This window comes from Psychrobacter sp. FDAARGOS_221 (assembly GCF_002313155.2).
GTDB lineage: Bacteria > Pseudomonadota > Gammaproteobacteria > Pseudomonadales > Moraxellaceae > Psychrobacter.
Genome location: NZ_NWFK02000001.1, coordinates 1666379 through 1689807, shown reverse-complemented (window position 1 = coordinate 1689807; position 23429 = coordinate 1666379). Strand labels below are relative to the sequence as shown.

19 protein-coding genes are annotated in these 23429 nt (G+C 44.3%); 5 read left to right on the top strand and 14 right to left on the bottom strand.

Annotation, left to right across the window (positions count from 1 at the left end):
* Window positions 1-5: 5 nt before the first annotated feature.
* From A6J60_RS07040 to A6J60_RS06985, 12 genes are all read right to left on the bottom strand, one after another.
* Window positions 6-1310, bottom strand: coding sequence for a valine--pyruvate transaminase (locus A6J60_RS07040; RefSeq protein ID WP_096065352.1), 1305 nt, complete (start codon window positions 1308-1310; stop codon window positions 6-8).
* Between the two features lie 104 nt (window positions 1311-1414).
* Window positions 1415-2671, bottom strand: a complete 1257-nt coding sequence (locus A6J60_RS07035) for a CynX/NimT family MFS transporter (RefSeq protein ID WP_096065351.1) — start codon at window positions 2669-2671, stop codon at window positions 1415-1417.
* A 307-nt stretch (window positions 2672-2978) separates the two neighbouring features.
* Window positions 2979-3227 (bottom strand): (Na+)-NQR maturation NqrM, encoded by a 249-nt coding sequence (gene nqrM / locus A6J60_RS07030; protein ID WP_096065350.1) that lies wholly within the window; start codon window positions 3225-3227, stop codon window positions 2979-2981.
* 246 nt (window positions 3228-3473) lie between these two features.
* Window positions 3474-4976 carry a sodium:proton antiporter NhaD gene (nhaD, locus tag A6J60_RS07025; RefSeq protein ID WP_096065349.1) on the bottom strand — a complete coding sequence of 501 codons (1503 nt, stop codon included), beginning with the start codon at window positions 4974-4976 and terminating at the stop codon, window positions 3474-3476.
* Window positions 4977-5197: 221 nt separating this feature from the next.
* On the bottom strand, window positions 5198-6337 hold the full coding sequence (locus tag A6J60_RS07020; protein WP_096065348.1) for an FAD:protein FMN transferase: 1140 nt from the start codon (window positions 6335-6337) through the stop codon (window positions 5198-5200).
* A 158-nt stretch (window positions 6338-6495) separates the two neighbouring features.
* Window positions 6496-7302 (bottom strand): SDR family NAD(P)-dependent oxidoreductase, encoded by an 807-nt coding sequence (locus A6J60_RS07015; protein WP_227526091.1) that lies wholly within the window; start codon window positions 7300-7302, stop codon window positions 6496-6498.
* A 191-nt stretch (window positions 7303-7493) separates the two neighbouring features.
* Window positions 7494-8732 carry an NADH:ubiquinone reductase (Na(+)-transporting) subunit F gene (nqrF, locus tag A6J60_RS07010; RefSeq protein ID WP_096065346.1) on the bottom strand — a complete coding sequence of 413 codons (1239 nt, stop codon included), beginning with the start codon at window positions 8730-8732 and terminating at the stop codon, window positions 7494-7496.
* A gap of 68 nt (window positions 8733-8800) precedes the next feature.
* Window positions 8801-9409, bottom strand: a complete 609-nt coding sequence (nqrE, locus tag A6J60_RS07005) for an NADH:ubiquinone reductase (Na(+)-transporting) subunit E (RefSeq protein WP_096065345.1) — start codon at window positions 9407-9409, stop codon at window positions 8801-8803.
* Window positions 9409-10083, bottom strand: coding sequence for an NADH:ubiquinone reductase (Na(+)-transporting) subunit D (locus A6J60_RS07000; RefSeq protein ID WP_096065344.1), 675 nt, complete (start codon window positions 10081-10083; stop codon window positions 9409-9411). The genes nqrE and A6J60_RS07000 overlap by 1 nt, the downstream gene beginning before the upstream one ends.
* A gap of 2 nt (window positions 10084-10085) precedes the next feature.
* Entirely contained in the window at window positions 10086-10940 is an 855-nt protein-coding gene (locus tag A6J60_RS06995) for a Na(+)-translocating NADH-quinone reductase subunit C (RefSeq protein ID WP_096065343.1), read from the bottom strand.
* Complete coding sequence (locus A6J60_RS06990; protein ID WP_096065342.1) at window positions 10924-12159, bottom strand: NADH:ubiquinone reductase (Na(+)-transporting) subunit B; 1236 nt, start codon at window positions 12157-12159, stop codon at window positions 10924-10926. Before A6J60_RS06990 ends, A6J60_RS06995 begins: the two co-directional genes overlap by 17 nt.
* Window positions 12160-12164: 5 nt before the next feature.
* Entirely contained in the window at window positions 12165-13526 is a 1362-nt protein-coding gene (locus A6J60_RS06985; protein WP_096065341.1) for a Na(+)-translocating NADH-quinone reductase subunit A, read from the bottom strand.
* A 391-nt stretch (window positions 13527-13917) separates the two neighbouring features.
* Here A6J60_RS06985 and hisA point away from each other — a divergent pair, with 391 nt between their 5' ends.
* Window positions 13918-14676, top strand: a complete 759-nt coding sequence (gene hisA / locus A6J60_RS06980) for a 1-(5-phosphoribosyl)-5-[(5-phosphoribosylamino)methylideneamino]imidazole-4-carboxamide isomerase (protein ID WP_096065340.1) — start codon at window positions 13918-13920, stop codon at window positions 14674-14676.
* A gap of 65 nt (window positions 14677-14741) precedes the next feature.
* Window positions 14742-16457, top strand: coding sequence for a mechanosensitive ion channel domain-containing protein (locus tag A6J60_RS06975; RefSeq protein WP_227526090.1), 1716 nt, complete (start codon window positions 14742-14744; stop codon window positions 16455-16457).
* Between the two features lie 201 nt (window positions 16458-16658).
* Here the strand turns inward: A6J60_RS06975 and A6J60_RS06970 are convergent, their stop codons facing one another.
* Window positions 16659-17912: an alpha-hydroxy-acid oxidizing protein gene (locus A6J60_RS06970; protein ID WP_096065339.1), complete on the bottom strand. Its 1254-nt coding sequence runs from the start codon at window positions 17910-17912 to the stop codon at window positions 16659-16661.
* 517 nt (window positions 17913-18429) lie between these two features.
* On the opposite strand from A6J60_RS06970, the gene A6J60_RS06965 reads away from it, so the two are divergent.
* The 3 genes from A6J60_RS06965 to A6J60_RS06955 all read left to right on the top strand — a co-directional run bounded on the left by A6J60_RS06965 (window position 18430) and on the right by A6J60_RS06955 (window position 22329).
* Window positions 18430-19383, top strand: coding sequence for an MBL fold metallo-hydrolase (locus tag A6J60_RS06965; RefSeq protein ID WP_096065338.1), 954 nt, complete (start codon window positions 18430-18432; stop codon window positions 19381-19383).
* Between the two features lie 364 nt (window positions 19384-19747).
* Complete coding sequence (locus A6J60_RS06960) at window positions 19748-21046, top strand: hypothetical protein (RefSeq protein ID WP_227526089.1); 1299 nt, start codon at window positions 19748-19750, stop codon at window positions 21044-21046.
* Window positions 21047-21339: 293 nt separating this feature from the next.
* Complete coding sequence (locus A6J60_RS06955; RefSeq protein ID WP_102993961.1) at window positions 21340-22329, top strand: NADP-dependent oxidoreductase; 990 nt, start codon at window positions 21340-21342, stop codon at window positions 22327-22329.
* A gap of 78 nt (window positions 22330-22407) precedes the next feature.
* Here the strand turns inward: A6J60_RS06955 and A6J60_RS06950 are convergent, their stop codons facing one another.
* The gene (locus A6J60_RS06950) at window positions 22408-23355 is read right to left on the bottom strand and encodes an alpha/beta fold hydrolase (RefSeq protein ID WP_096065337.1); all 948 of its coding nucleotides are present in this window, start codon (window positions 23353-23355) and stop codon (window positions 22408-22410) included.
* Window positions 23356-23429 lie beyond the last annotated feature (74 nt).

Here is a 23429-nt window from a genome sequence, read left to right as displayed (position 1 = left end):
CACAACTACTTATTATCATACAGCTCACGTACCACTTCACCAATCACTTTAATACCCGACTCTAAGGTCTCATCACTGGCGGCAATACTCATACGGATACATTCAAATGCATGCGGATAATCGCTGGTATCTAAGCCAGGATAGAAGTGCTCGCTTGGGATAATTAGTGTATTTTTTTGCTTTAAGCGTTCGTATAGCTCGGTGGTGCTGATCGGTAAATCTTTAAACCAAACCCATAAGAAAATCGCACCCTCTGGCTTATGAATAAATACTGGATAATCGCCCAGCTCAGATTTAATATGACTAATGGCGAGCTTGGCTTTATTGGCATAAAACGGCTGAATCGTATCATCACACAGCTGTTTTAATTGATCATTTTCAAGCAGTGGCGCAACAATAGCTGCCCCAAAACGAGTGGGGGCAAGATTGACTACCGCATTCATGGCACTGACGGTCTTCACCACTTCTGGTGCGGCAATGATGATGCCGGTACGGGTACCAGGTAGGCCAATTTTTGACAGGCTAAAGCACAAAATGGTGTTGCTATCCCAATTCAAATTAACATCAGGATAAATAATATTGGGGAAGGGTTCACCGTAGGCGTTATCAATAATCAGCGGTACGTCATACTGTTTAGCGATTTGGGCAAGATGCGCCATTTCATCATCGGTTAACACGTTGCCAGTTGGATTGGTTGGGCGTGAACAACAAATAGCGCCGACCTCACCATTTTTTAGCGCAGGCAAGTTTTCTAATACTTTAAAATCGACCGAGTATTTAAAAAAGCCAGTATCACCGTCGTGCTCGACTTCTTCAATCTCTGGCTTAATTGAAATAAAGTGTTCACCGTCAATTTGAACATCGCTGTAGCCGACATACTCAGGCGCTAACGGAAGTAGGATAGACTTGTTACTGGTGTTGCCTTGCTCATCTTCAAACGCACCGCCAAATAGGTTGAACAAATAAAAGAAGGCGTTTTGCGAACCATTGGTTAAAGCGATATTGTCTGTGGTTAGGTTCCAGTCGTAATGACGATTAAAAAATTCGACCAAAGCATTGATAAATTTGGCATCGCCTTGCGGGTTTGAGTAGTTACCAATGGATTCAATGGCATCGCTATCAAGACCACCGTCTTCTAATGATTGATACACTGAAAAAAAGGCGTCGTTCACTTTATCAATACGCGCGGGATTGCCGCCGCCTAACATATTGACTGGGGTTGGACTTTTTAAAGCATCACCCAAATCGTCCATAAGCTGTGAGATGGCGCTGGTCTTGGTAAATTGTTGCCCATATTTTGAAAACTTCATAACAGTACCGATTCCATTGTTTTGTTGCCGCTTTTTAATCAAAGCGAATTAAAAATTGTTTGTGCCTCTGCTTTAATCATTTAGCCTTTAATTGACTATAATCGTTATGCCGGTTTGCCGTCAATCATAATAGGACGACTGGCGAGCCAAGCAATAATGATATTGATGATGGTCACTATCAGAATAAATAATAACGGCGCATCCCAGCTGCTGGTTTGTTCATACAACCACCCGGCGCCAAACGGACCAGCAAAGGCAATCAGATAAGCGATGGTTTGTACCATTCCAGATAACTTACTGGCCTGACCTGGAGTATAAGTGCGCAGTGAAAACAGCATAATACACAGCGTAAATATCGCGGCGCAGCCTAAGCCCATCGCTCCAGTCCACACAAATGGCATCGCCAATGGCAGGTAAGAGATGCCAACCAGCCCCGTGACATTCAGTACGGTCGCTGCAATGGCTACCGACTGCAATTTAATACCTCGGTTACGTATCAGCCAGGTCATACCAATGATGGCAATCGGCGCCATAAACTGGAACACAGAGGCCATACTACCAGCTTTGACTTCCGTGAGCCCTTTACCAATCCAGATAGACGGTAAAAAGGCGGCAATGGTATAAAACAGCAACGACTGTAGCCCCATAAAAATCGCTAGCTGCCACGCAAGAGGCGCCTTCCAAATAGAGGTGGCTTCTTGAGTCACTTCACTTTCTGTCAATACAGCCGCTGGCATCTTATGTGATGAGCCAAGCTTTATTCTTAACACAACCCACACCACAAGCGCCGCAATACTCAAAGCACCCCAACCGCCAAGCGCCCACTGCCAACCCACGTGTTCAGACAGCGGATATACCACACCAGAGACAATGCCTGCCATCACAGACATGGTTAAGCTAAACATACTAGTCACTAGGGCGATACTGCCGGGCGTATGCTGCTTAATCACAGGCGCTACCAAGGTATTGGCAAATCCAATCGCCAGTGACAGTAATACTGTACCAAACAAGAAACCATGCCATTCAAGCCAAGTGGAGCGAATAATAATGCCGGAGGTAATGGCGATAATTACCGCAATTAAGGTGTTCTCTAAGCCAAAGCGCTTACCAATAGCCGGTGAAACCAAGGCGCCTAGGGCAAACATCAGCATCGGAATGGCACCCAGCCAACCGATATGCGTGGCTTTCAGCCCTAAGTCTTGTTGCACAACCGGTGCAATAGATCCTAAAGCGACGATAGGCGAGCGCATATTGCTGGCCATTAATAAAATGGCAATTAACACCAACCAAAAAACTGCGCGTGAAGCGGGCTGGTGGTGAGGGGGTTGCGGAGTCGGAGAGGTTGAGCTTGAGCTTGCCATAATAGACCACTTATCTGTGATAAAAGAGCTGTGACAAAAAAACTGTGACAAAGAAGCTGTGATAAAAAATCTATGACTGAAAACAAAAAGTTGATGTCATAAAAAACCATCGCCGAAGCGATGGTTTTAACTATAGCAGAAATAGAAAAATAGCAGAAACAAATAAACAGCGAAAATATTTTGGCTATGTATCAGAATTGGTTATGTGATGAATGAAATAACCCAATTATCTGTTATTAATCAGTCTTCTGCTTTTAATCAATCGTCTGCTTTAAGTCAGTAGAGTGTACTGTTAATATTGCTTTTATTACATTGCAGATTTGCCTAAATCAGCGGCTTTTTTGCTATCAAAAGCTTTTTCATCGTTGATCTGTTCACACAGGTTAGGATCATTGCCACAGAACTGGCAGGTTTCATCACCCATCAAATTGGCCACACGACCACATGAACCACGTAGTGGCTCTTTTTTGACCATATAACCGATGCCCATGAATAAGAAAAATAGGACGAATACGGCAAAGGTAATGCCAAGCATAGGAAGAAGTTGAGCGAGCATAATAACCTCACTTTAAGCGCTTGTTTATAGGGCTTATTAAAATCAATATAAGTGCACAAGCTGAATTTTAATGTGTTTATGACTCTCTATTTTAGCACAATTGCTAGCCCTAGGTAGGTTAGGAGGTATTAATGCTGTAAAAGCGGCTGTAAGGTTAGGTGTAAAAAACGCCTTTTTTCAATCACAAAAAAGGGCAACCGCTTAATGATTGCCCTTAATGCTATATTTTATAACAACTTAGCTATATTAAACCACGTGGATTAAAATATAAGCAGCAGCACCGGCCAAATAACCAATTAAGGCCAAGCCACTGATGCGTTTTAGATACCACATGAAAGGTACTTTCTCCATACCCATCGCAGCAACACCTGCTGCTGAACCGATGATTAAGCAGCTACCGCCAGTACCAGCACAGTAGGCTAAGAAGTGCCAGAAAGCACCGTCTTGTAAGAACTGACTTTGACGTGCTAACTCAGCACCAGATAAATGAGCAACAGATGCATCGGTTAATAGTGGATACATCTTCATCGCACCAGCGACCAAGGGGACGTTATCAACCAACGATGATAATAGACCGATTAATACGTTAATCACATATAAGTTACCAAAGGTATTGTCTAGCCATAACGCCACATCGGTTAGATGCCCTGCGGTTGCTAAGCCTGCCACTGCCAATAGAATACCCAAAAAGAATAAAATACTGGGCATATCGACACGGGTCAACACACCAACGACCGTCATACGCTCTTTGACATACCAGTCATGATGACGGTGGATCACTTCGGTGAAAATCCACAGTACGCCAACCCCAAATAAGATACCCATATAAGGCGGCAAGTGAGTCACTGTCTTAAAGATTGGTACGAATGCCAATGCTGACAGACCGAGCGCTAAGACACTGACTCGCATTTTGTTAGTGATGGTGCGTTGTGCAAAAGCTGCGATTTCATTTTTTGGTAAAGAGCCTTCAGGGGCACTCGGTAAGGGCGATTCCATATAGGTCGCAGGTATGCCACTAGACTTACCATCATCACCTAAATAGTTACTGCTTGATGAGGGTGCAATCGGTTTAACCGGCTTGGGTCGGACAATCTTTTTGCCTCTAAACATAATACTTAGAATAGACAAAGGCACCACAGCAGCAATCAAGCTTGGCACAATTAAGTCAACAATGATCTTACTTGCCGTCACTTGGCTACCGATCCATAACATGGTGGTGGTAACGTCGCCAATCGGTGACCAAGCACCGCCAGCGTTGGCACAGACAACGACCATGCCCACATACCACCATCGCATTTGCTTGTCTTCAATCAGCTTACGCAATAACGACACCATCACAATGGTGGTGGTCAAGTTATCTAATAATGCTGAGAAAAAGAAGGTTAAGGTACCGATAGTCCAAAGCAGCTTAATGGCGCTGGTGGTCCTGATACGACTGGTAATGGCGTAGAAGCCATCGTGAGCATCGATAAGCTCCACAATAACCATCGCACCCATTAAGAAGAACAGAATTTCTGCAATCTCGGCGAGGTGATGTCGAAGCTCAGAGTTTAATAGATCGGTTACCGGAAGGCTGCCTGACTGTGCCAGTTCTTCGGCAAGGAGGGTATCGGCGCCAAAGACGAGGAGTGTCCAGATTATAATAGCGGTCAATAGGGCAGAGGCTGCCTTATCCACATGAACATTATGTTCCAGAGCAATCGCTATATAACCCAAAACAAATACTAATGCCATCAATGAATAAATCATTGTATATCCTTAGTGTTAATACACGCTTGCTACATGCAAATCGACTATTTTAAAGCATATACAAAAAATATAACAGCCTGTAAGGTGACTGTAGCAATTAGCGCACACCCGCCAATTTATCTCGCTTTATTTAAACGGCAGATAAGCGGCAAGTGGCGCTATAAGGAATGCTATGGGTTGTGTTCTAAGCCCAAGTTATAAGCGATATTTTAAAAGTTAAACTACTGACCTGTATCTGCACGTATGGCTTGCATGGCTGGGGTTTCGACAATTTGCCAATAAGCCTGCGGATCGGCTTTGTTTTTTGCAATGTCATCGGCGCTGGCCACTTCATCATGAATCTTGCCATCTTTAGGGATGATAAACATCGCTGCAACATCATTGTCTGTGGCTGATTTCAGTGCTTGCTCATAGCTCATGGCAGTCAGAGCGGTTGCCCAAGCATCAGCGATAGAGACCGACTCTGCCGCGACAGTGACCGATGGCGCGCCGCCGGCAATAGGCTGACCGGTCGTTGGATCGATGGTGTGGCTGTAGCGCTTACCGTCAAAAATAACCGAGTTACGATAGTTGCCAGAGGTTGCAATATGTAAGTTACCCACTGATTTTGGCTGACGAATGGCAGCAATAGTGACCCGCTCACTGACCGAGCTGTCGATAATCGGTGCATCAATGGCAATTTGCCAAGAGTGTGCTTTTTGATTGACTCCTGAAGTGGCCACTTCGCCGCCAATTTCTACCATATAGTTATTGATTTTATACTCACTTTTTAACACGTCAGCGATGACATCGACACCATAGCCTTTGGCCACGGCAGAGAAGTCTAACTGCACGCCTTCTTTATTTTTGCTGAGTTGATCACCGCTAAGCTTAATACTGTCAAAGTCTATCAACGATTTTGCGCTATTAATATCGGCCTCAGAAGGCGGGTTTTGCAAGCGCTCTACCGTCATCACACTGCCAAAACCCCATAGGTTAATTAACGGCATGATGGTTGGATCAAAAGCGCCGCCAGAGCTTTGATATACCTGCTTTGAGTCTTGTAAGACTTTTATAAAGTAAGGATCGACCGTCAATGATTGACCCGCAGCTAAGCGGTTAAACTTAGAGATGGTACTGTCTTCTTGATAAGTCGACATGCTGTCGTTGATGGCTTGCAGGCGCTGCTCAATGGATTGTTTAATCTGCTCTTCATCGACATCTTTAGGCTGCTGAAAGGTAATGTGATAGCTGGTGCCCATCGTCTCTCCCTCGATATAGTTATATTGAGGGGCTTGCTGGCAGGCGCTAACAGCCAGAGCGCTGGCAAGCACGGCACTGGTAGTGACGGTTGTTTTCATAGAAAGCGTAGGAAGGGACATAGGGCATCCTTTTTTTTATGAGTGAGGGAATGAGACGATTGATATGGCCTGCATCAATTTTACATACGAGTTGCACCGTCTGGCTGAGTTGTATTCAGGGTTTCTTATTACCAGCTTATTAAGCGCTTTTATTTAAGTGACAGTATTAAGTCAATTGATTATGTGACTTTGGCCTTACGAATAACCTGATACAACTTAGATGGTGACACTCGATTTAGCACGGTGGCCAGTTTTTCTTTTTGACCGGCGACAATAACATATTCTTTGTCTTTTGCTAATGCTTTTACCACTTGTTTTGCAAATGCTGCTGCGCTTAAGCCTTTGTCAGTGGCTTCATCCATCGTACCTTGAGTGCTGCCATCACCAGTAAGTGCATTAATAGACACATTGGTTTGAATAAAGCCTGGGAAGATAGTAGCGACTTGAATATTTTGTTCGCTTAATTCTGCCCGCAAACTATTGGCCCACATATGCAGTGCTGCTTTGGCGGCGCCGTATGCGCCACGATATTGGGTACCGAGTAGGCCAGCCACACTGGATACCATTACTACTTTGCCGCCGCCTTGCTCAATCATCGCAGGCAATAGCAATCGCGTTAGTCTGGTTTGGGCAAAATAATCAATTTCCATCAACTGGCGTTCAACGGCTTCTTCTGTGTCCATAATTAGCGAGCGTTGACTGACGCCTGCGTTATTAATTAGCCAATCTACCTGACCGGCTTGAGACATTACCGTATGATAAGCGGCTTTGGTTTGTTCAGCATCTAAGATGTCAAAGGCAACAACGTGATGTTTTTTTGGCTTTTTGCATTTATTTTTTACCGCTTCAAGTTTTGCGGTATTACGTCCACTTAATACCACGCGGGCACCACGGCGGGCAAATTCGATGGCCAGTGCTTCGCCTAAGCCACTTGATGCACCGGTAATCCAGACTGTTAAATGTTTAATCTTAGCTTTCGTTGTCATAAGCATCCTTTCTTATTTGAGTTGTTTATCCAAATTACTAAAATTTAAAGCGATTCAGCTAGGGTATTTGATTTTTTCTTATTATAAAGAATACGCATTTTGAATGGGCATAAAAAAAGAGCCTCAGTTTGAGACTCTTAATTTATCACAGTTTATTACTGTTATGAGACTTGCTGTTATGGGATTAGGGATTAACCACCAAAGTCATCAAGTAAGATGTTTTCATCTTCAACGCCTAAGCTATGTAACATATCGATAACGGCAGCGTTCATCACCGGTGGCCCACACATGTAGTATTCACAATCTTCTGGGTTTGGATGATCTTTCAGATACTCTTCGTATAATACGTTGTGAATGAATCCAGTGTAACCATCCCAGTTGTCATCAGGTAATGGATCAGACAAGGCCACGTGCCATTCGAAGTTATCGAACTGATCTTGTAGCATGTCGTAATCTTCAACATAGAACATCTCGCGAACCGAGCGTGCACCATACCAGAAGCTGATCTTACGATCTGATTCTAGACGTTTTAGCTGGTCGAAGATATGTGAACGCATTGGCGCCATACCGGCACCACCACCGATGAATACCATTTCTGCTTTGGTGTCTTTGGCGAAGAACTCACCATAAGGACCTGAAACAGTTACTTTATCACCTGGTTTTAGGTTAAATACCCAAGAAGACATTTTGCCTGGTGGGATACCTTCTGGACCACGTGGAGGTGGACTTGCGATACGAATGTTGAACTTGATGATACCTTTTTCGTCTGGGTAGTTTGCCATAGAGTAGGCGCGAATCACTTCTTCGTCTACTTTTGACACATAACGGAACATGTTGAACTTTTCCCAGTCTTCCAGGTATTCTTCATCAATATCAAAGTCTTTGTAGTGAACTTCGTGCGGTGGCGCTTCAAGCTGAACATAACCACCGGCGCGGAAGTTTACTTCTTCGCCTTCAGGGATTTTCAATACCAATTCTTTAATGAAGGTAGCAACGTTGTGGTTAGAAACCACTTCACATTCCCACTTCTGTACATCAAAGAATTCTGGGTCAATCTCAATTTTCATGTCTTGCTTAACAGAAACCTGACAGGCAAGACGCATGTGATCGCGAATTTCACCTTGAGTGAAGTGACCTTCTTCGGTTGGTAGAATCGAACCACCACCTTCAATCACTTTACAGCGGCACTGTGCACACGTACCACCGCCACCACAAGCAGAAGATAGAAAGATACCTTCGCTTGCTAGGGTTTGTAAAAGTTTACCACCAGCTGGCGTGACCACGTCGTTGTCAGGATTGTCATTAATACGAATGGTGACATCCCCTGAACTGACCAATCGTGAGCGGGCAATCAAAATAATGGCTACCAAGCTCATGATAATCAGGGTAAACATGGCGACGCCGCCAATGGCGGTACCAAATAACTCCATGATTTTTGTCCTTATTTAAATATTAAAATCGCTTGTTATCTATAAATTGGGCAATTTAAATCGGTTCATTAAATTGACATGCCACCAAATGACATAAATCCAAGCGACATCAATCCGACAGTAATGAAAGTAATACCCAGGCCACGTAGTGGGGCAGGGACGTCTGAGTACTTTAACTTTTCACGAATACCTGCAAGTAGCGTAATCGCTAGTGCCCAACCAAAACCAGCACCAACACCATAAGTTAATGATTCAGTGAAGTTGTAATCACGCTCAACCATGAATAATACACCACCCATGATGGCACAGTTTACGGTAATTAGTGGTAAGAACACGCCTAGCGCGTTGTATAGTGCAGGCACGAATTTATCTAAGAACATCTCTAAGATTTGAACCGTTGCTGCAATCAAAGCGATGTAGCTCAATAAGCCTAAGAAGCTTAGATCCATTTCTGGGAAGCCTGCCCATGCTAACGCACCGTCTTTCAAAATGAACTGAAATAACAGGTTGTTAAGCGGTACAGTAATGGCCATAACCACGATAACTGCGACGCCAAGGCCGATTGCAGTTGATACCTTTTTAGAAACGGCTAAGAAGGTACACATGCCTAGGAAATAGGCTAACGCCATGTTTTCAATAAAAACAGACGTGATAAATAGACTGACATAGTGTCCCATTAGTGTCCTCCTCCATGAGCCATGCCTTTAGATTGAGGCTTCATAACGAACTCAGCTTCTTCAACTTGCTCTGGTTTCCAAGTACGAATAACGGCAATAAACAAACCAATGATAAAGAAAGCTGAAGGCGGTAATAATAATAAGCCATTTGGCACGTACCAGCCGCCATCCGTTACTGGGTTTAATAAAGTAAACCCTAAGATGCTACCGTTACCCAGTAGTTCACGAATTGTGGCAACAAATAGTAATACCGCTGAATAGCCTAGACCGTTACCAATACCATCCATAAAGCTTGGAATCGGTGGGTTACTCATCGCAAAGGCTTCAGCACGACCCATAACGATACAGTTGGTAATAATCAGACCAACGAATACCGATAGAGATTTACTGACGTCATAAGCGACCGCCTTTAGGATTTGGTCAACCACGATTACTAATGAAGCAATAATGGTCATTTGCACAATAATACGAATACTTGATGGAATTCGATTACGAATTGTTGAGATAAAAAAGCTTGAAAATGCAGTTACTAAGGTCAGTGCAATACACATCACTAGCGCGTTTTTTACGCTGGTTGTAACCGCCAGTGCCGAACAAATACCCAAAATCTGTAAAGCAATCGGGTTGTTGTCAAAAATCGGCGTGGTTAAGATTTTTTTAGTATCTGTTGCCATGTTTATGCCTCCTCGCCCGTAGTGGTTTGAGTTTGAGCGTTAGCATCGCTATCAGGAGTGCCACCACGTAAATTATCTAAAAATGGCTTGTATCCGCGCTCGCCAAGCCAGAACTGGATAAGGTTTCTTACGCCAACACTGGTCAGTGTTGCACCGCTAATACCGTCAACCCAGTTGTCACGGCTTTGACCGGCTTTGGTTACACCTGTTGCAACCTCACCATTTTCATCATATGCATGGATACCTTCCCATTGTGCACGCCATTTTGGTTCTTCAATGCGTGCCCCTAGGCCTGGTGTTTCTTTGTGCTCGTACCAACTAATACCTTTAACAGTATTTAGGTCACCTTCTAGGGTTAAGAAGCCATAGATAGTACCCCATAGGCCGTAACCATGTACTGGAAGTACCATTAGCTCTGGTTTACCATCGGCATCATTTTTAACATAAACTTTTGCAAATTTAGGAACGGCACCAATACTTGCTGGGTCGTCATTACCTAAGTCAATGCTTAAAGCTTTGTTTTTTGATGCTTGGTTTGCATCATAAGCGTTAACATCTTCGATGCCTGCTGTCGCTAGCTGATCTTCAGTGGCATATTCGCCTTTTTCAAGGTCAACCAACTTAATCTCAAAGTCATCGAAACGTGATTGAACATCTTCGTTGGTATCTGTCGCAGGATCAAAAAGACCGGCGGCTACCAAGATGTTTTTGTTACGGTCTAACAGTTGGTTGTCAACTTGTGCAGGCTTTAAGCCTACTGCAACGGCGGATACCAGTACAGAACATACCAAACATAAGACCAGTGCCACCATAATGGTGGTCATATTTGAATTACTTTTCTTAGTCTGCTGGGACATGACGCATCCTCCGAGCCGTTTGACGTTTGATGTTTGCTTGAGTGACAAAGTAGTCGAATAAAGGAGCAAACAAGTTAGCAAATAAGATGGCTAGCATAATGCCTTCAGGGAATGCTGGGTTGATCACACGGATCAAAACAGTCATAAAGCCAATCAAAATACCATAAGCCCAACGGCCTTTGTTAGTTTGAGCAGCTGATACAGGGTCGGTTGCCATAAAGACAGCACCGAACGCAAAACCACCCAATACTAAGTGCCAGTACCAAGGTAGGCTCATCATTAGGTTGTCGCTTTCAGAACCAAATAGGTTAAATACCATTGAGGTTGCGATTAGACCAACCACACAGCCGGCAATAATACGCCATGAGGCAATGCGTCCCCAGATTAAGAACACCATACCAATTAAGATAGCTAAAGTAGATACTTCACCGATACTGCCTTGCATGTTGCCTAAGAAAGCATCCATCCAAGTGATGGCAGAGCCGTAAGCATCAGTAAACTGATCCGGTGTCACACCAATCGCTGATAGGCCAAGTGGAGTTGCACCAGAGAAGCCATCAACCGCTGTCCAAACTGTGTCACCAGACATATAAGCTGGGTAAGCAAAGTATAAGAAAGCACGGCCAGATAGGGCAGGGTTCAAGAAGTTCTTACCAGTACCACCGAATACTTCTTTGGCAACCACAACACCGAAGCTGATACCTAAGGCAACTTGCCATAATGGGATATCAGGTGGTAGACAAAGTGCGAATAGTACTGAGGTAACGAAGAAACCTTCGTTTACTTCATGGCCACGAACCACAGCGAAAATGATTTCCCAAAGGATACCCACTGCGAATGTGACAATATAAATCGGTAAAAACTGCATCGCACCGTATACGAAAGCGGCCCAAATGCTATTTGGATCGTAGCCGGCCATACCGGTAATAACAGTGCGCCAACCTTCAGGCTGTAGGCCTAATTGGGCCATAGCAGTCAGTGCTTGATGGCCAACGTTGTACATACCCCAGAACATAGCAGGGAAAGTACATAGCCAGACCATAATCATAATGCGCTTAAGGTCAATACCGTCACGCACGTGCGCTGCTGAGTGAGTTGTACTGCTTGGCTGACGTAAGAAAGTATCAAACATCTCAAATACAGCGTAGTACTTCTCGTATTTGCCGCCTTTGGTAAAGTTTGGCTCTAAGCGGTCAAAGATATTATGTAAAAATTTCATCAGCGTTAGCCCTCCAGCTCAATGCGAGTTAAGTTATCACGCAGGATGTCGCCAAACTCGTATTTGCCAGGAGAGACAAAGGTACATAGTGCCAAGTCTTCTTCATCTAGCTCTAATGCACCCAGATCAACTGCTGAAACAATATCTTCAACAATTAAGGCACGTAATAATTGGGTTGGCAAATAGTCTTGTGGCATGACTTCCTCAAAGACACCGATAGGTACCATTGCACGAGGAGAGCCATTAGTAGACGTGGTGAAGTTGTATTTTCTGTCTTTAAAAAACTGTGAAATATAAATAGGCAGTTTTGAAAAGCGATTGAAGCCTAAGCTAAAGAAGTGGAACGCTGGACGCTCACGACCTTCATCTAATACGCTGACTTGGTTATGGAAGCGACCAAGATAGGCAGTGCTTTCAATGGTTTTACGACCAGCAAGTACCGAACCGGTAATGATACGGTAGTCATTGCCAATCAGCTCACCTTGAGTCAACTCGGTTAAATCAGCACCACGATCGGTAACGATTAAGCGTGGGTTAGAGACAGCAGGACCTGCTAAGCTGATTAAACGACGGGTATAAATGCTACCTGTGGTAAATAATTTACCAATCGCAATCACGTCTTGGAATCCAATGGTCCATACCGTGACGTCACGGCTGATAGGATGTAAGAAGTGAATGTGAGTACCCGCTAGACCGGCAGGGTGTTTGCCTGCAAACGCTTCGTATACGGTGGTATTGCCAGCCGCAGTGTTTGTGGTTTTAGGCAGTTTCGCATTGCCATGATGGCAGACATAAGTCTTTGGCGATAAGGTAGATAGCACAGCAAGGCCGTCATCAAATGCTTGTTGTTCTTGTTGAATCAGCAGCATTGGGTCATAAGCCAAAGGATTGGTATCCATGGCCGTAACGAAGATGGCTTGTGGGCGAGTACCTATATCAGGCGTACGGCTGTAAGGACGCGTACGAAATGCCGTCCATTCACCAGATTTGATTAATTGCGCTTCAACAGCTTCAGAATCTAAACCAGCTAACTCGCTTGAAGCATACTTATTGAACGTGATCTCATTGGCATCAGAACCATTGGGATCCACCTCAATAACCAAGCTTTCAAAAACACGACGCTCGCCACGATTAACAGCCACTACCTTGCCCGAGGCAGGTGCGGTGTAGATAACACCAACGCGTTTTTTGTCTTCATAAACGGGTTGGCCCTTCGTGACAACATCACCGACTTTGACATTCATAGTAGGCTTCATGCCGACATAATCATAGCCGATGAGCGCAATGTGCTTTGGCGAATGCTGGGTGATTTCACTGCTGGGTGCGCCAGCAATGGGCAAATCAAGCCCCTTTTTGATGGTAATCATAAGCGAACTTATTCCATAAGAGAAGAAAGGCCAGACGTCCTGTCGGGTGTGAGCAACTCAGGATCGGTATACATGTGTACCGCGAATTGAACTTGCTATTGCAAGAGAATGTAGCAACAGTACGACAAAACACGCACAACAGGATCATCTATCCGCTAAACTCTATAGCAATAGTTGCGACTAGATAGACCTGTGCTAACCTCTTAGCATAGAAGACAGTGGCGACTGGCTACCAAAATACATATACAATATAACCTAGGATTATACGTTAAATTACCCTAAAATTACCAGTCCGTTTACTAATTTATAGGTTTAGATAGTATAAATGTAGTCTGTTGTCTTTTTAATTAGCACATTTTCCATACATTTTTATATATAAAGGTTTTTTATTATGCACACCCAATCTGATGTTAATGTCACAGCGCCGCTACTTATCCCAGCGATTGATCTAAAAGATGGCAAATGTGTTCGCCTGAAACAAGGTCGTATGGAGGATGATACGGTGTTTTCAGATGACCCTGTAGCTATGGCAACGCGCTGGGTTAATGAAGGGGCGCGCCGTTTACACTTAGTGGATTTAAACGGTGCCTTTGATGGCGTACCGGTTCATAAAAATGTGGTGATGGAGATTGCCAAAGCCCATCCTAATCTGCCAGTACAATTAGGCGGTGGTGTGCGCAGTTTACAGACCATTGAGCATTATCTAGATGCCGGCTTAACCTACATTATTATTGGTACTAAAGCGGTTGAAGAGCCTGAGTTCGTTGAGCAGGCGTGTCGTGAGTTTGCTGGTCATATCATCGTTGGTATTGATGCCAAAGACGGTATGGTTGCGACCCATGGCTGGGCCAATGTGACTGATGTTAAGGCCACAGAGCTTGCCAAACACTTTGCCGATGCTGGTGTGTCGTCAGTTGTTTATACCGATATCGCCCGTGATGGCATGATGCAAGGGGTGAACGTTGAGCAAACAGTCAACTTGGCCAAAGTAGGCGGTATCCCTGTAATTGCCTCAGGCGGTGTGACCGACATGAAAGACATTGAGCTGTTAAAACCTTACGGTGAGTATCTAGAGGGTATTATCACCGGCCGTGCTATTTATGAAGGCACTTTAGATATGGGTGAGGCGCAGTCCTATTTAGACCGCTAAATAAGACGCGAGTGGATAAGCAGCAACTGAAAGTTAAGCCATTCATGTCAAGTTAGGGCAGTCAGATGACAAACAATCGAACAACCGAACCAACAAGCAAGCAAAAGCGACTAACAATAATCAGCCGTGTGTTGTTATCATTGATCGTGAGCGGCAGTGGCATGCTGCCCACTTATAGCGCTTCGGCAGCACAAGAAGCTGAAGTCGCTTTTGCAGAAACGAGTGCAGCAGCAGATGTCGCATCAGAGAGTGCTGATGATTCAAGTGCCGCGGCTGAGACCAGTGAAGCAGCCGCTGATACTGAAGAGGCCAGTGCCGATAAGAGCAGTGCAGGCGATAATGGTATCGATCTTGGCTTAGCAGCAGAAGAGGACGAACCTGCCGCTAATGTACCTGCAGCTGGCACCATCACTGAAAAAGATACGGTCATTGAAACCAAGCCTAGCGCCGTCAATGACAGCGATATTCGTCAGCGTATCAGTGGTATCTTCTCTGAAATTGAGGGTCTAAAAGCCATCAATGTCAGCGTCAACCAAGGGGTCGTCAGTCTTAGCGGTGAAGTGCCCAATGAGAAAAAGGCGCATCAAGCCATTAGTCTTGCTAACCGAGTCAGTGATGTGGTAGCAGTGGAAGACCGCATTAATCGTACTCTGGATGTACAAGATAACGTCACCCCAGTGATTGCCACGCTTAAGCAGCAGGCGTTTAGTTTAATTAAAGCCTTGCCTTTGTTGTTGGTGGCCATCATTGTGTTTGCGTCAGTTGCTTGGTTTGGCGGATGGCTGCGACGACGTGAACAGCTTTGGCTGCGTATTAGCCCCAATCCTTTTGTTGCCGAGCTGTTGTCGCAAACGGTCAAAGTTGCTTTCATTATCGTTGGTTTGATATTGGCGTTAAGTTTGGTTGGTGCTGAGGCTATTATTGGTACCCTACTTGGCGGTGCAGGGGTGATCGGTATTGCGGTTGGTTTTGCGGTCAAAGACAGTATCGAGAACTATATAGCCTCGTTAATGCTGAGTATTCGCCAGCCGTTCCGTGCACGTGACTTTGTCGATATCAATGGCCAAGAGGGTGTCGTGGTGCGTCTGACCAGTCGTGCGACTATCTTAATGACGTCAGATGGTAACCACTTGCGTATTCCCAACTCAGAAGTGTTTAAAGCGACCATTGTTAACTACAGCAAAAACCCAGAGCGCCGCTTTACCTTTGAGTTGGGTATCGATGCCAATGACGATCCGCTAGCAGCAATCAAAGTGGGGTTAGATGCGGTATGCGAGCTGGACTTCGCACTCGATACGCCTAAAGCGAGCGCCATTATTACCGAAGTGGGTGAGTCAAACATCATATTGCAGTTTCAAGTTTGGGTCGATCAAACCGAGACTGACTTTAGCAAAGCACGCAGTATCGGCATACGTGAAGTGAAACATGCGCTAGAAAATCATGGCTTTAGCTTGCCTGAGCCTATCTATCGACTACGCTTTGAAGATGACGTTGAAGACGCGATTAAGCAATTTAATGATGATATTTATAATGATCTCAACCCATCTACTGAGACCACGCAAGCCAGTGAGACAAGTAAACCTGTCAAAGTGGTTAAGCCAAGTGATGAGCTGCAAAAAGCACGTGCCAAACAGCGTGCTCAGCAGATTTTGGCCAAAGCAGATCCAGACGAAATTCTAGATACGCGTCCTGATCCTAAGCTGATGCAAAAGGTGGAAGAAGAAATTCAAGACACTTCAGGCGACACCGACTTACTGAGTCACGACAGTCCTCAGGAGTAAGGATGGGGTTTAAACGTACTCGAGTGTATTAATCTGACGCTCTGTCAGTTTAGTCCTCTAGATATGTTTTAGTATCGATATACTGATCTAATGTTTTAAAAACAAAAAACCGAGTGTTGAACACTCGGTTTTTTTATTCTGATAGTTTGTATTTAAATACTTTCGATACTATCCGGTTATCTCGGGTCTGATGAGAGACGACTAGCCATTGTAAGTGTCGTATTTCTCATTTTCACCAACGATATCGATATAGCTGCCGTCAAGATCTGACAGTTTAGCAGCACCAGTTAATAACATTGCAGTTTTTAAATCTTGCTCTAAAAACTCAATCACAGACTGTACGCCTTGCGCGCCGCCTAATGCTAGACCATATAATACTGGACGACCAACCGCAACCGCATCTGCACCCATAGCCACCGCACGCACGATATCGATACCACGACGAATACCGCCGTCTAAGATAATAGGCACACGTTTATTAACTACTTTAGCAATGGCTGGAAGCGCGGTAATACTGGCAGGCACACCATCGATTTGACGACCGCCATGGTTAGATACTTGAATGGCATCGGCACCTGCACGGATGAATTTATCCGCATCATCAGCACGCAATACACCTTTAACAATAACCGGTAGACCAGTAAAACGCTTAATGAATTGAATGTCTGCGGTGGTTAATGATGTTTTTTGATCAAAGAAGTTACCAAAACCGCCTTTTTTAGGGTCATGGTTACCAAAGTTTTTGTCTGGGCGGAAAGGGCTGCCCATGGCTTTAAATTCATCAGGCTGACCTGGGCCTAACGCATCAGCGGTTAAGATAATGGCTGAATAACCAGACTCTTTGGCACGGGTTAGTAGTGCACGAGTCACGGCTTCATCATTGTTATAGTACAGCTGGAACCATTTTGGCCCAGTGGTAGCTTTCGCGATTTCTTCTAAAGTTGCGTTAGAAGCGCCTGATGAACAATACAGGGTTTTGGCAAGGCCTGCACCACGCGCAGTATCTTGCTCAGCACGCTCATGAACCATAGCGTGGGCACCCATTGGTGCAACCATAATCGGTGAGTTTAAGTTTAAACCCAATAGGCGGGTTTTGATATTAATGTCATTGCTGGTTAAACCAACCAAGCGTTTGGCAGCAATACGATAGTCATTAAAGGCACGGCGGTTTTCACGCAGTGTCCACTCATCACCAGCCGCGCCAGAGACAAACTCATAGCCAGCTTTTGGAATTGCACCGCGTGCTTCTACTTCAAGACGATCCAGACTAACCACAGTCAGCTTTTGCTCTGCCGTACTGGCACGGTAAGGAACCGGCGGTCTTTTGGCATCATTGGCTGCGGCAAATACTTGAGTGCTCATTAATGGCAAGGTGGTCGCACCAAGACTGACACCAGCGGCACTTAGTAATTTACGTCTAGAAATGCTTTTTTTGGTTAATGCTGATGTGCTCATGTTATATCCTCAAAGTCAGTATTTATACCTATTGTGGCCATTAAAATGAATATTATATTATTTAGAATATTATAAATTAAAAATAGACCCAGCAATAAAAACTAAATAAATAGGCAGTTATCGACATAGTTTTACAGATAATAAATTTAGTTCAACGCATTTATTGTTAATTTTAGCAATGAAAACTTACATAAGTTACATAGAGTGATTATCACAATCTATTAGTTACTAAATTTAACATAAAGAAATAAAGCTCAGAGCGCAAAAGACTTTATGATATTGAAAGTGGTCTGTTTAGTTGTATTAATGAGTCAGATTTAACAGATGGTTGTGCTGCTGTCATTTACTTGTTGGTGCGCAAGGCTATAAGTACTTAATAAAATACTGATTTATATTATTATTTTTTCGATTAAATAGACACTAATTATAAAAATAAAAGACCAGCTATTGTTGGATTTTTATTAGCGTTATTAATAAGTATATTCGCCATTTACGTTTATTATTATAGGAATGTGTTATGAGCTTTCTTCAAAAATCTGTCGTCGCCGCTGCAGGACTGGCACTATCCATGTTCGCCTCAGCCGCTTCTGACACAGGTGTGAGTGTTGATAAATCCAAAATTGGTCCTAGAGCTGTCGTGTCTGACTTCACGCAAGGTATGTGTGATGATGCCGCCCCAACCTTGGTACATTTAAAAGACAATTTATATCGTCATACCAATGGTAAAGGTTTAGCGGTACACAGTGGTATCGTTATGATTACTGATGAAGGTGCTTTAGTGGTCGATGGCGGGGCAACTTGCGCCGCAGAGTGGTTGAGTGCTGAGATCGAAAAGCGCTTTAATGTGCCCGTGGTTTATAACGTCTTGACTCATGCTCATGCCGATCATATGGCCGGCAGCCAAGTGTTCCAAAAGCAAGGCGCTATCGTCGTTGCTAATAAGCGCGCTATTGAGCCTATCATCGGTGAAAAACTACCGTACGCCGTACCAGATAGAGTGTTTGATGAAGACATGACCATTACCTTAGGTGGTGAAACGGTCGAGTTGCATCGTGTAGAGCCTAGCCATTCAGACAGCATGACTATGGTATTGTTCCCACGCCAAAAGGCACTGCAATGTACCGATGTGTGTCAGAACAAAACCATGCCATACAATGACTTTTTAGATTTTTATTATCCAGGTTGGATTGAGACGCTAGATTGGGTTATTGAACAAGACGTCGATATTATTGATATCGGTCACTACACGCCGGCCACTAAGGCAGAGCAAGCAGCGTTACGTGAATATATGGTTGACTTGCATCAGCAAGTGCTTGATTTAACTCGCCAAGGTCAAACTTGGGACCAGTTATATCGCAATGTGAAGTTTAGTCCAGAAGTACAAGAGTGGACTAACTTTAGTAATATGAAAACCTTAAACGTGCTGGGTATGCATCGCTGGGTTCTAAACCATCGCCGTGGCGCTTGGTAATATTATCTTTATTAAATGAATAATCAAAAAGACCATCGTGTAAAGCGATGGTCTTTTTTTTATGCTTATTGTTTTATACCTGACGTTTTATACCAATACGACTCTCATTATGTGTAAAAGCTTAATATTAGTTAATAAAAAGTTCATAAAACTGCCACATTTTTTTGCAAAAATAGACAACCAAAACAGCTATCTTAATTGTCAGCTATATTAAAACGCTATCAGCTCTCTTAAAGAGCCATCAGCTATAACAGCTATCAGCTATTTTAAAAACAAAACAAGCGCAGCGCATAAGTGTTTCATAATCTCTCATCACCACTGATTGAACAATGAATGATTAATCAGTCAAAAAAGGATAATAACAATGAGCATTATCACAACCTATAACGACTTAGTAAGCGCTTTATTACAAGGTGACAAAGAGTTGGTCATCGGCCGCAGTATTTTAGTGAGCAGCTCAATTACCTTAGCACCAGAGGTTACCATCCGCGGTGAAGCGCAAGAAAATGGCGAATATCCAACCTTATCTTTTTCAAATACCGATGGGGTTGGCTTAACTAAAAACAATCAGATTAAAAACTTAAATATTCAAACAGACCCTAGTCACCGTGCGGTGTATAACATCTTGCAAGCGCAGGATTTGGGGCATTTTGAGTTTGAAAACTTACGCCTAATTGGTCAGTTCTCATTCATTACTCGTCCAGGGACTAAGTCTGCCAAAGTCAGCATCAAAGACTTAGATATTATTGCCTGTGACGCGCGTCGCTATCCTGAGCAACCACAAAAATATGGTGTCAATGTCTGGCAGGGCGCATTAACCGTATATAACTTCAACAGTGAAGACGACAGCCGTATCGACCTGACCATCGACAACATCACCATCGGTCGCAAAAACGCGCCTGTATTAGGTTCAGGCTTATTTGTATCAGGCTTTGGCGATAAAGGCGGTACCGTTGTTGCTGATCGCATTACCACCGGCGCAGTGTATTCGAATGGTAAGTTGCCGTTTGGTGTGCCAGACATCATTACTGCCGCTATCTTTATCGTCTATGGCGCAACCGTGAAACAGTTAACTCATCATGAGACCATCGTCACTTATGGCGTCAGCGATATGGTGCTAGATACTTGGGGTCATGTCGAAAACTGGCTGTCAGAAAAAGACGTCATTTCTTATGGCCCTAGTGGTATTGGTTTTGTTAACTTCGGTACCGTCGGTAATTTTGTGGTCAAAGGCGATGTCAAAACTTACGGCTTAGGCGCACGAGGCTACAATCAGTATGATGGTACAGTGGATAACATCGAATTTGGCAGCATCGAAACCTTTGGTGACGGCTCAATTGGAATTCAGTTAAGCCGTAAGATTGGCAAACTAACGGTGCATGGCGATGTCATCACCCATGGCGGTGAAGGTCAGTCACTAGTGAAAGGCGTGTTATCGACTTTAAAAGCGATTGGCTTATCGGTGAAAGAAGGCGGTGAAGCTGAGCAAATCACGATTGGCGGTAACCTAGAAACTCAAGGCGATGCGCTGAGCACCTTAGAAGTCAACAAAGGCGGCATCATTCATGCCATGCAAGTTGGCGGTGACATCGTTGCCAAAGGCGAGGGTAGTCAGCGCTTAGATATTGAAGACGGTGCACAAGTGCCCGATTCTTTAAAATAATCTGAGCCTTGATAATAAGAGAATAAAAGAAAGGATATAACGTATCGTGGATGTTAAGTGTTTAGAGATTAAGCGTTAACAGAAGCGCAGGATAGAGTTTTATCTGTTATACATCCGGCTCTTATAAAATAAAAAAGCTGGGTCACTGAAATAAGTGCCCAGCTTTTTTATTGGGTGATACTAATAGAGGTGGAGAGTGGCGTTTGCTGCATTAAATAGATAAGCTATGGGTTGTACAATAATAAGCGAGTGACAAACGCTAGACGATAAAACAATCAGACAAGGAGCATGTAATGTCTTCAACTTATCCGCAAACCCAATCAGCGATTACCATTACCGAGTTTGGTGAGACTGATGTCTTACATTATCAAAAGGATGTGGCCGTCCCTGAGCTGGCAGACAATCAAGTACTGGTAAAAGTAGCTTATGCCGGTATTAACCCAGTCGACTACAAGACCCGTCAAGGCTTGGGCTGGGGTGCAGAAAATATTAAAAACAATCAGTTTGCCCGCAATGAGCCGGCTGTCTTAGGTTTTGATATGGCAGGTGAGGTGGTTGCCAGTAACAGCAGTCAGTTTAAGGTTGGTGATAAAGTGGCAGCGCTTAACTTCAAAGGCGGCTGCTATGCTCAGTACAACACAGTCGATGCCGATCTGTTGGCGAAAGTCCCTGAGTCGGTCGACTTAAAAACGGCCGGAGCGCTGCCATGTGTCGGTACCACGGCCTATCAAATGCTACGGTTTGCGGATATTAAAGCCGGTGAGCATGTGGTGATGAGTGCGCCAGCCGGTGGTGTCGGTCACTTAGCACTGCAGATGTTGGCGCATTTAGTCACTGAAAAAAATATCAAACTGACTGTTATTTGCTCCCCTGAAAAGTATGAAAAACTGGGTGGTTTAATCGATACCAGTAAGCTAGCAGGTTGGATAGATTACACCAAAGATGAGGCATTCTCAGCGTTACAGGCCGATCTATTGTTAGATTTGGTTGGTGGTGATGCTGGCGTGCTTGCGTTGTCTGTGCTAAAAGACGATGGGCGCGTGGTGGTGTTGCCTTCTATCTGGGTTGATAAGCTTAAGCAAGCCGGCCCTGATAGCTTGACCATCGAGGGCTTTATTGCCAAGCCCAATGCACAGGATTTGGATACGGTACTGCAGCAATTGGCCGATAATAAGCTGACATTGCATATCCAGCAAAGCTATCCACTGGCCAAAACCGCTGAGGCGCATAAAGCGCTTGAGACGGGTGATACCTTTGGCAAAATTGTGCTTGAGATGGCATAGCGCTCAAGTACTCTAAGCAAACCTAATCGCTTAGAGCCTAACCGCTAAAAACCTAATGACTTAAACTTAAATAATCACTTAGGTGGTGTGCAGTCTGTTGAGAATATCAATAATCTCTGCACACCGCTCTGGTGCTTCCATGGGCAGTAAATGTCCATATTCAGACAGGGTTATAATGCGCTCGGAGGGGACCACACGTTGCCAGCTTTGACGCACTTTTTCACTATTAAACACCGAAGGCTTGGCTAAAATTAGATAATAGGGCAGTGTCTTTTTACTGAGCTTTTTCAATGCCGGCGTGACATAGGGAGTGCCAAAGTAGCTGGCCAGCTCGTACTGAGGCTGAAATAGTAACTGATAGCCTGTGTCTGTCTCAACCAAACTGTTTTTAGCAAAAATATACAGGTTGTCGTCACTGATGCGGCGATAAGCGGGACGCTGGCGTAAGTGTTGATAATAGGCATCAATACTGGCCCAATGGCTTGGCTTTTGCTTGGTGCTTTTGAACGGCTCTTGAGTCAGCATAAAGCGGCGCGGTAAGCGGCTATATAGCAGGGCTTGTGGCTTGGTAAAGGTCACTGGGTCTATTAAGTATAGCGCTGAGAATAAGTCAGGACGTTTGGCGGCGGCCATTGCGGTGGCGGTTGCGCCTTGTGAGTGACCAACCCCAATGACAGGGCGGTCTTGAGTCTTCTCTAAGTAGTCAATCAACAACTCAGCATCTTGCTCACGGGTCAGCACCTTATCAGTGGGCAGGTCATACCAGTAGCCACGCATGGCTAGGCTAGACACCTCAAATTGCTCGCTCAGTTTAGTAAGCAGCGGCTGATAGACACCGACAGGAAAGCCATTGCCACCATAAAAATGTAAGCTTTGTTTGGTCGCTGCCGGGCTAGGTGGATTGCTTGGCTGATCGCTATTTTCAGCAGCGTTAATGAGGTTGTTATTACCCTGCTGATCGCGATTAAAATGATAGGTGCGGGCCTGCTTGCCTGCCAACGTGATGCGCTGCTCTAATACGTCCATGATTGCTATCCCAATTTGTTGATCATGGTTTTATTATAGCAGCCACGGTTGGCTAAAAAATTAAAATAATAACC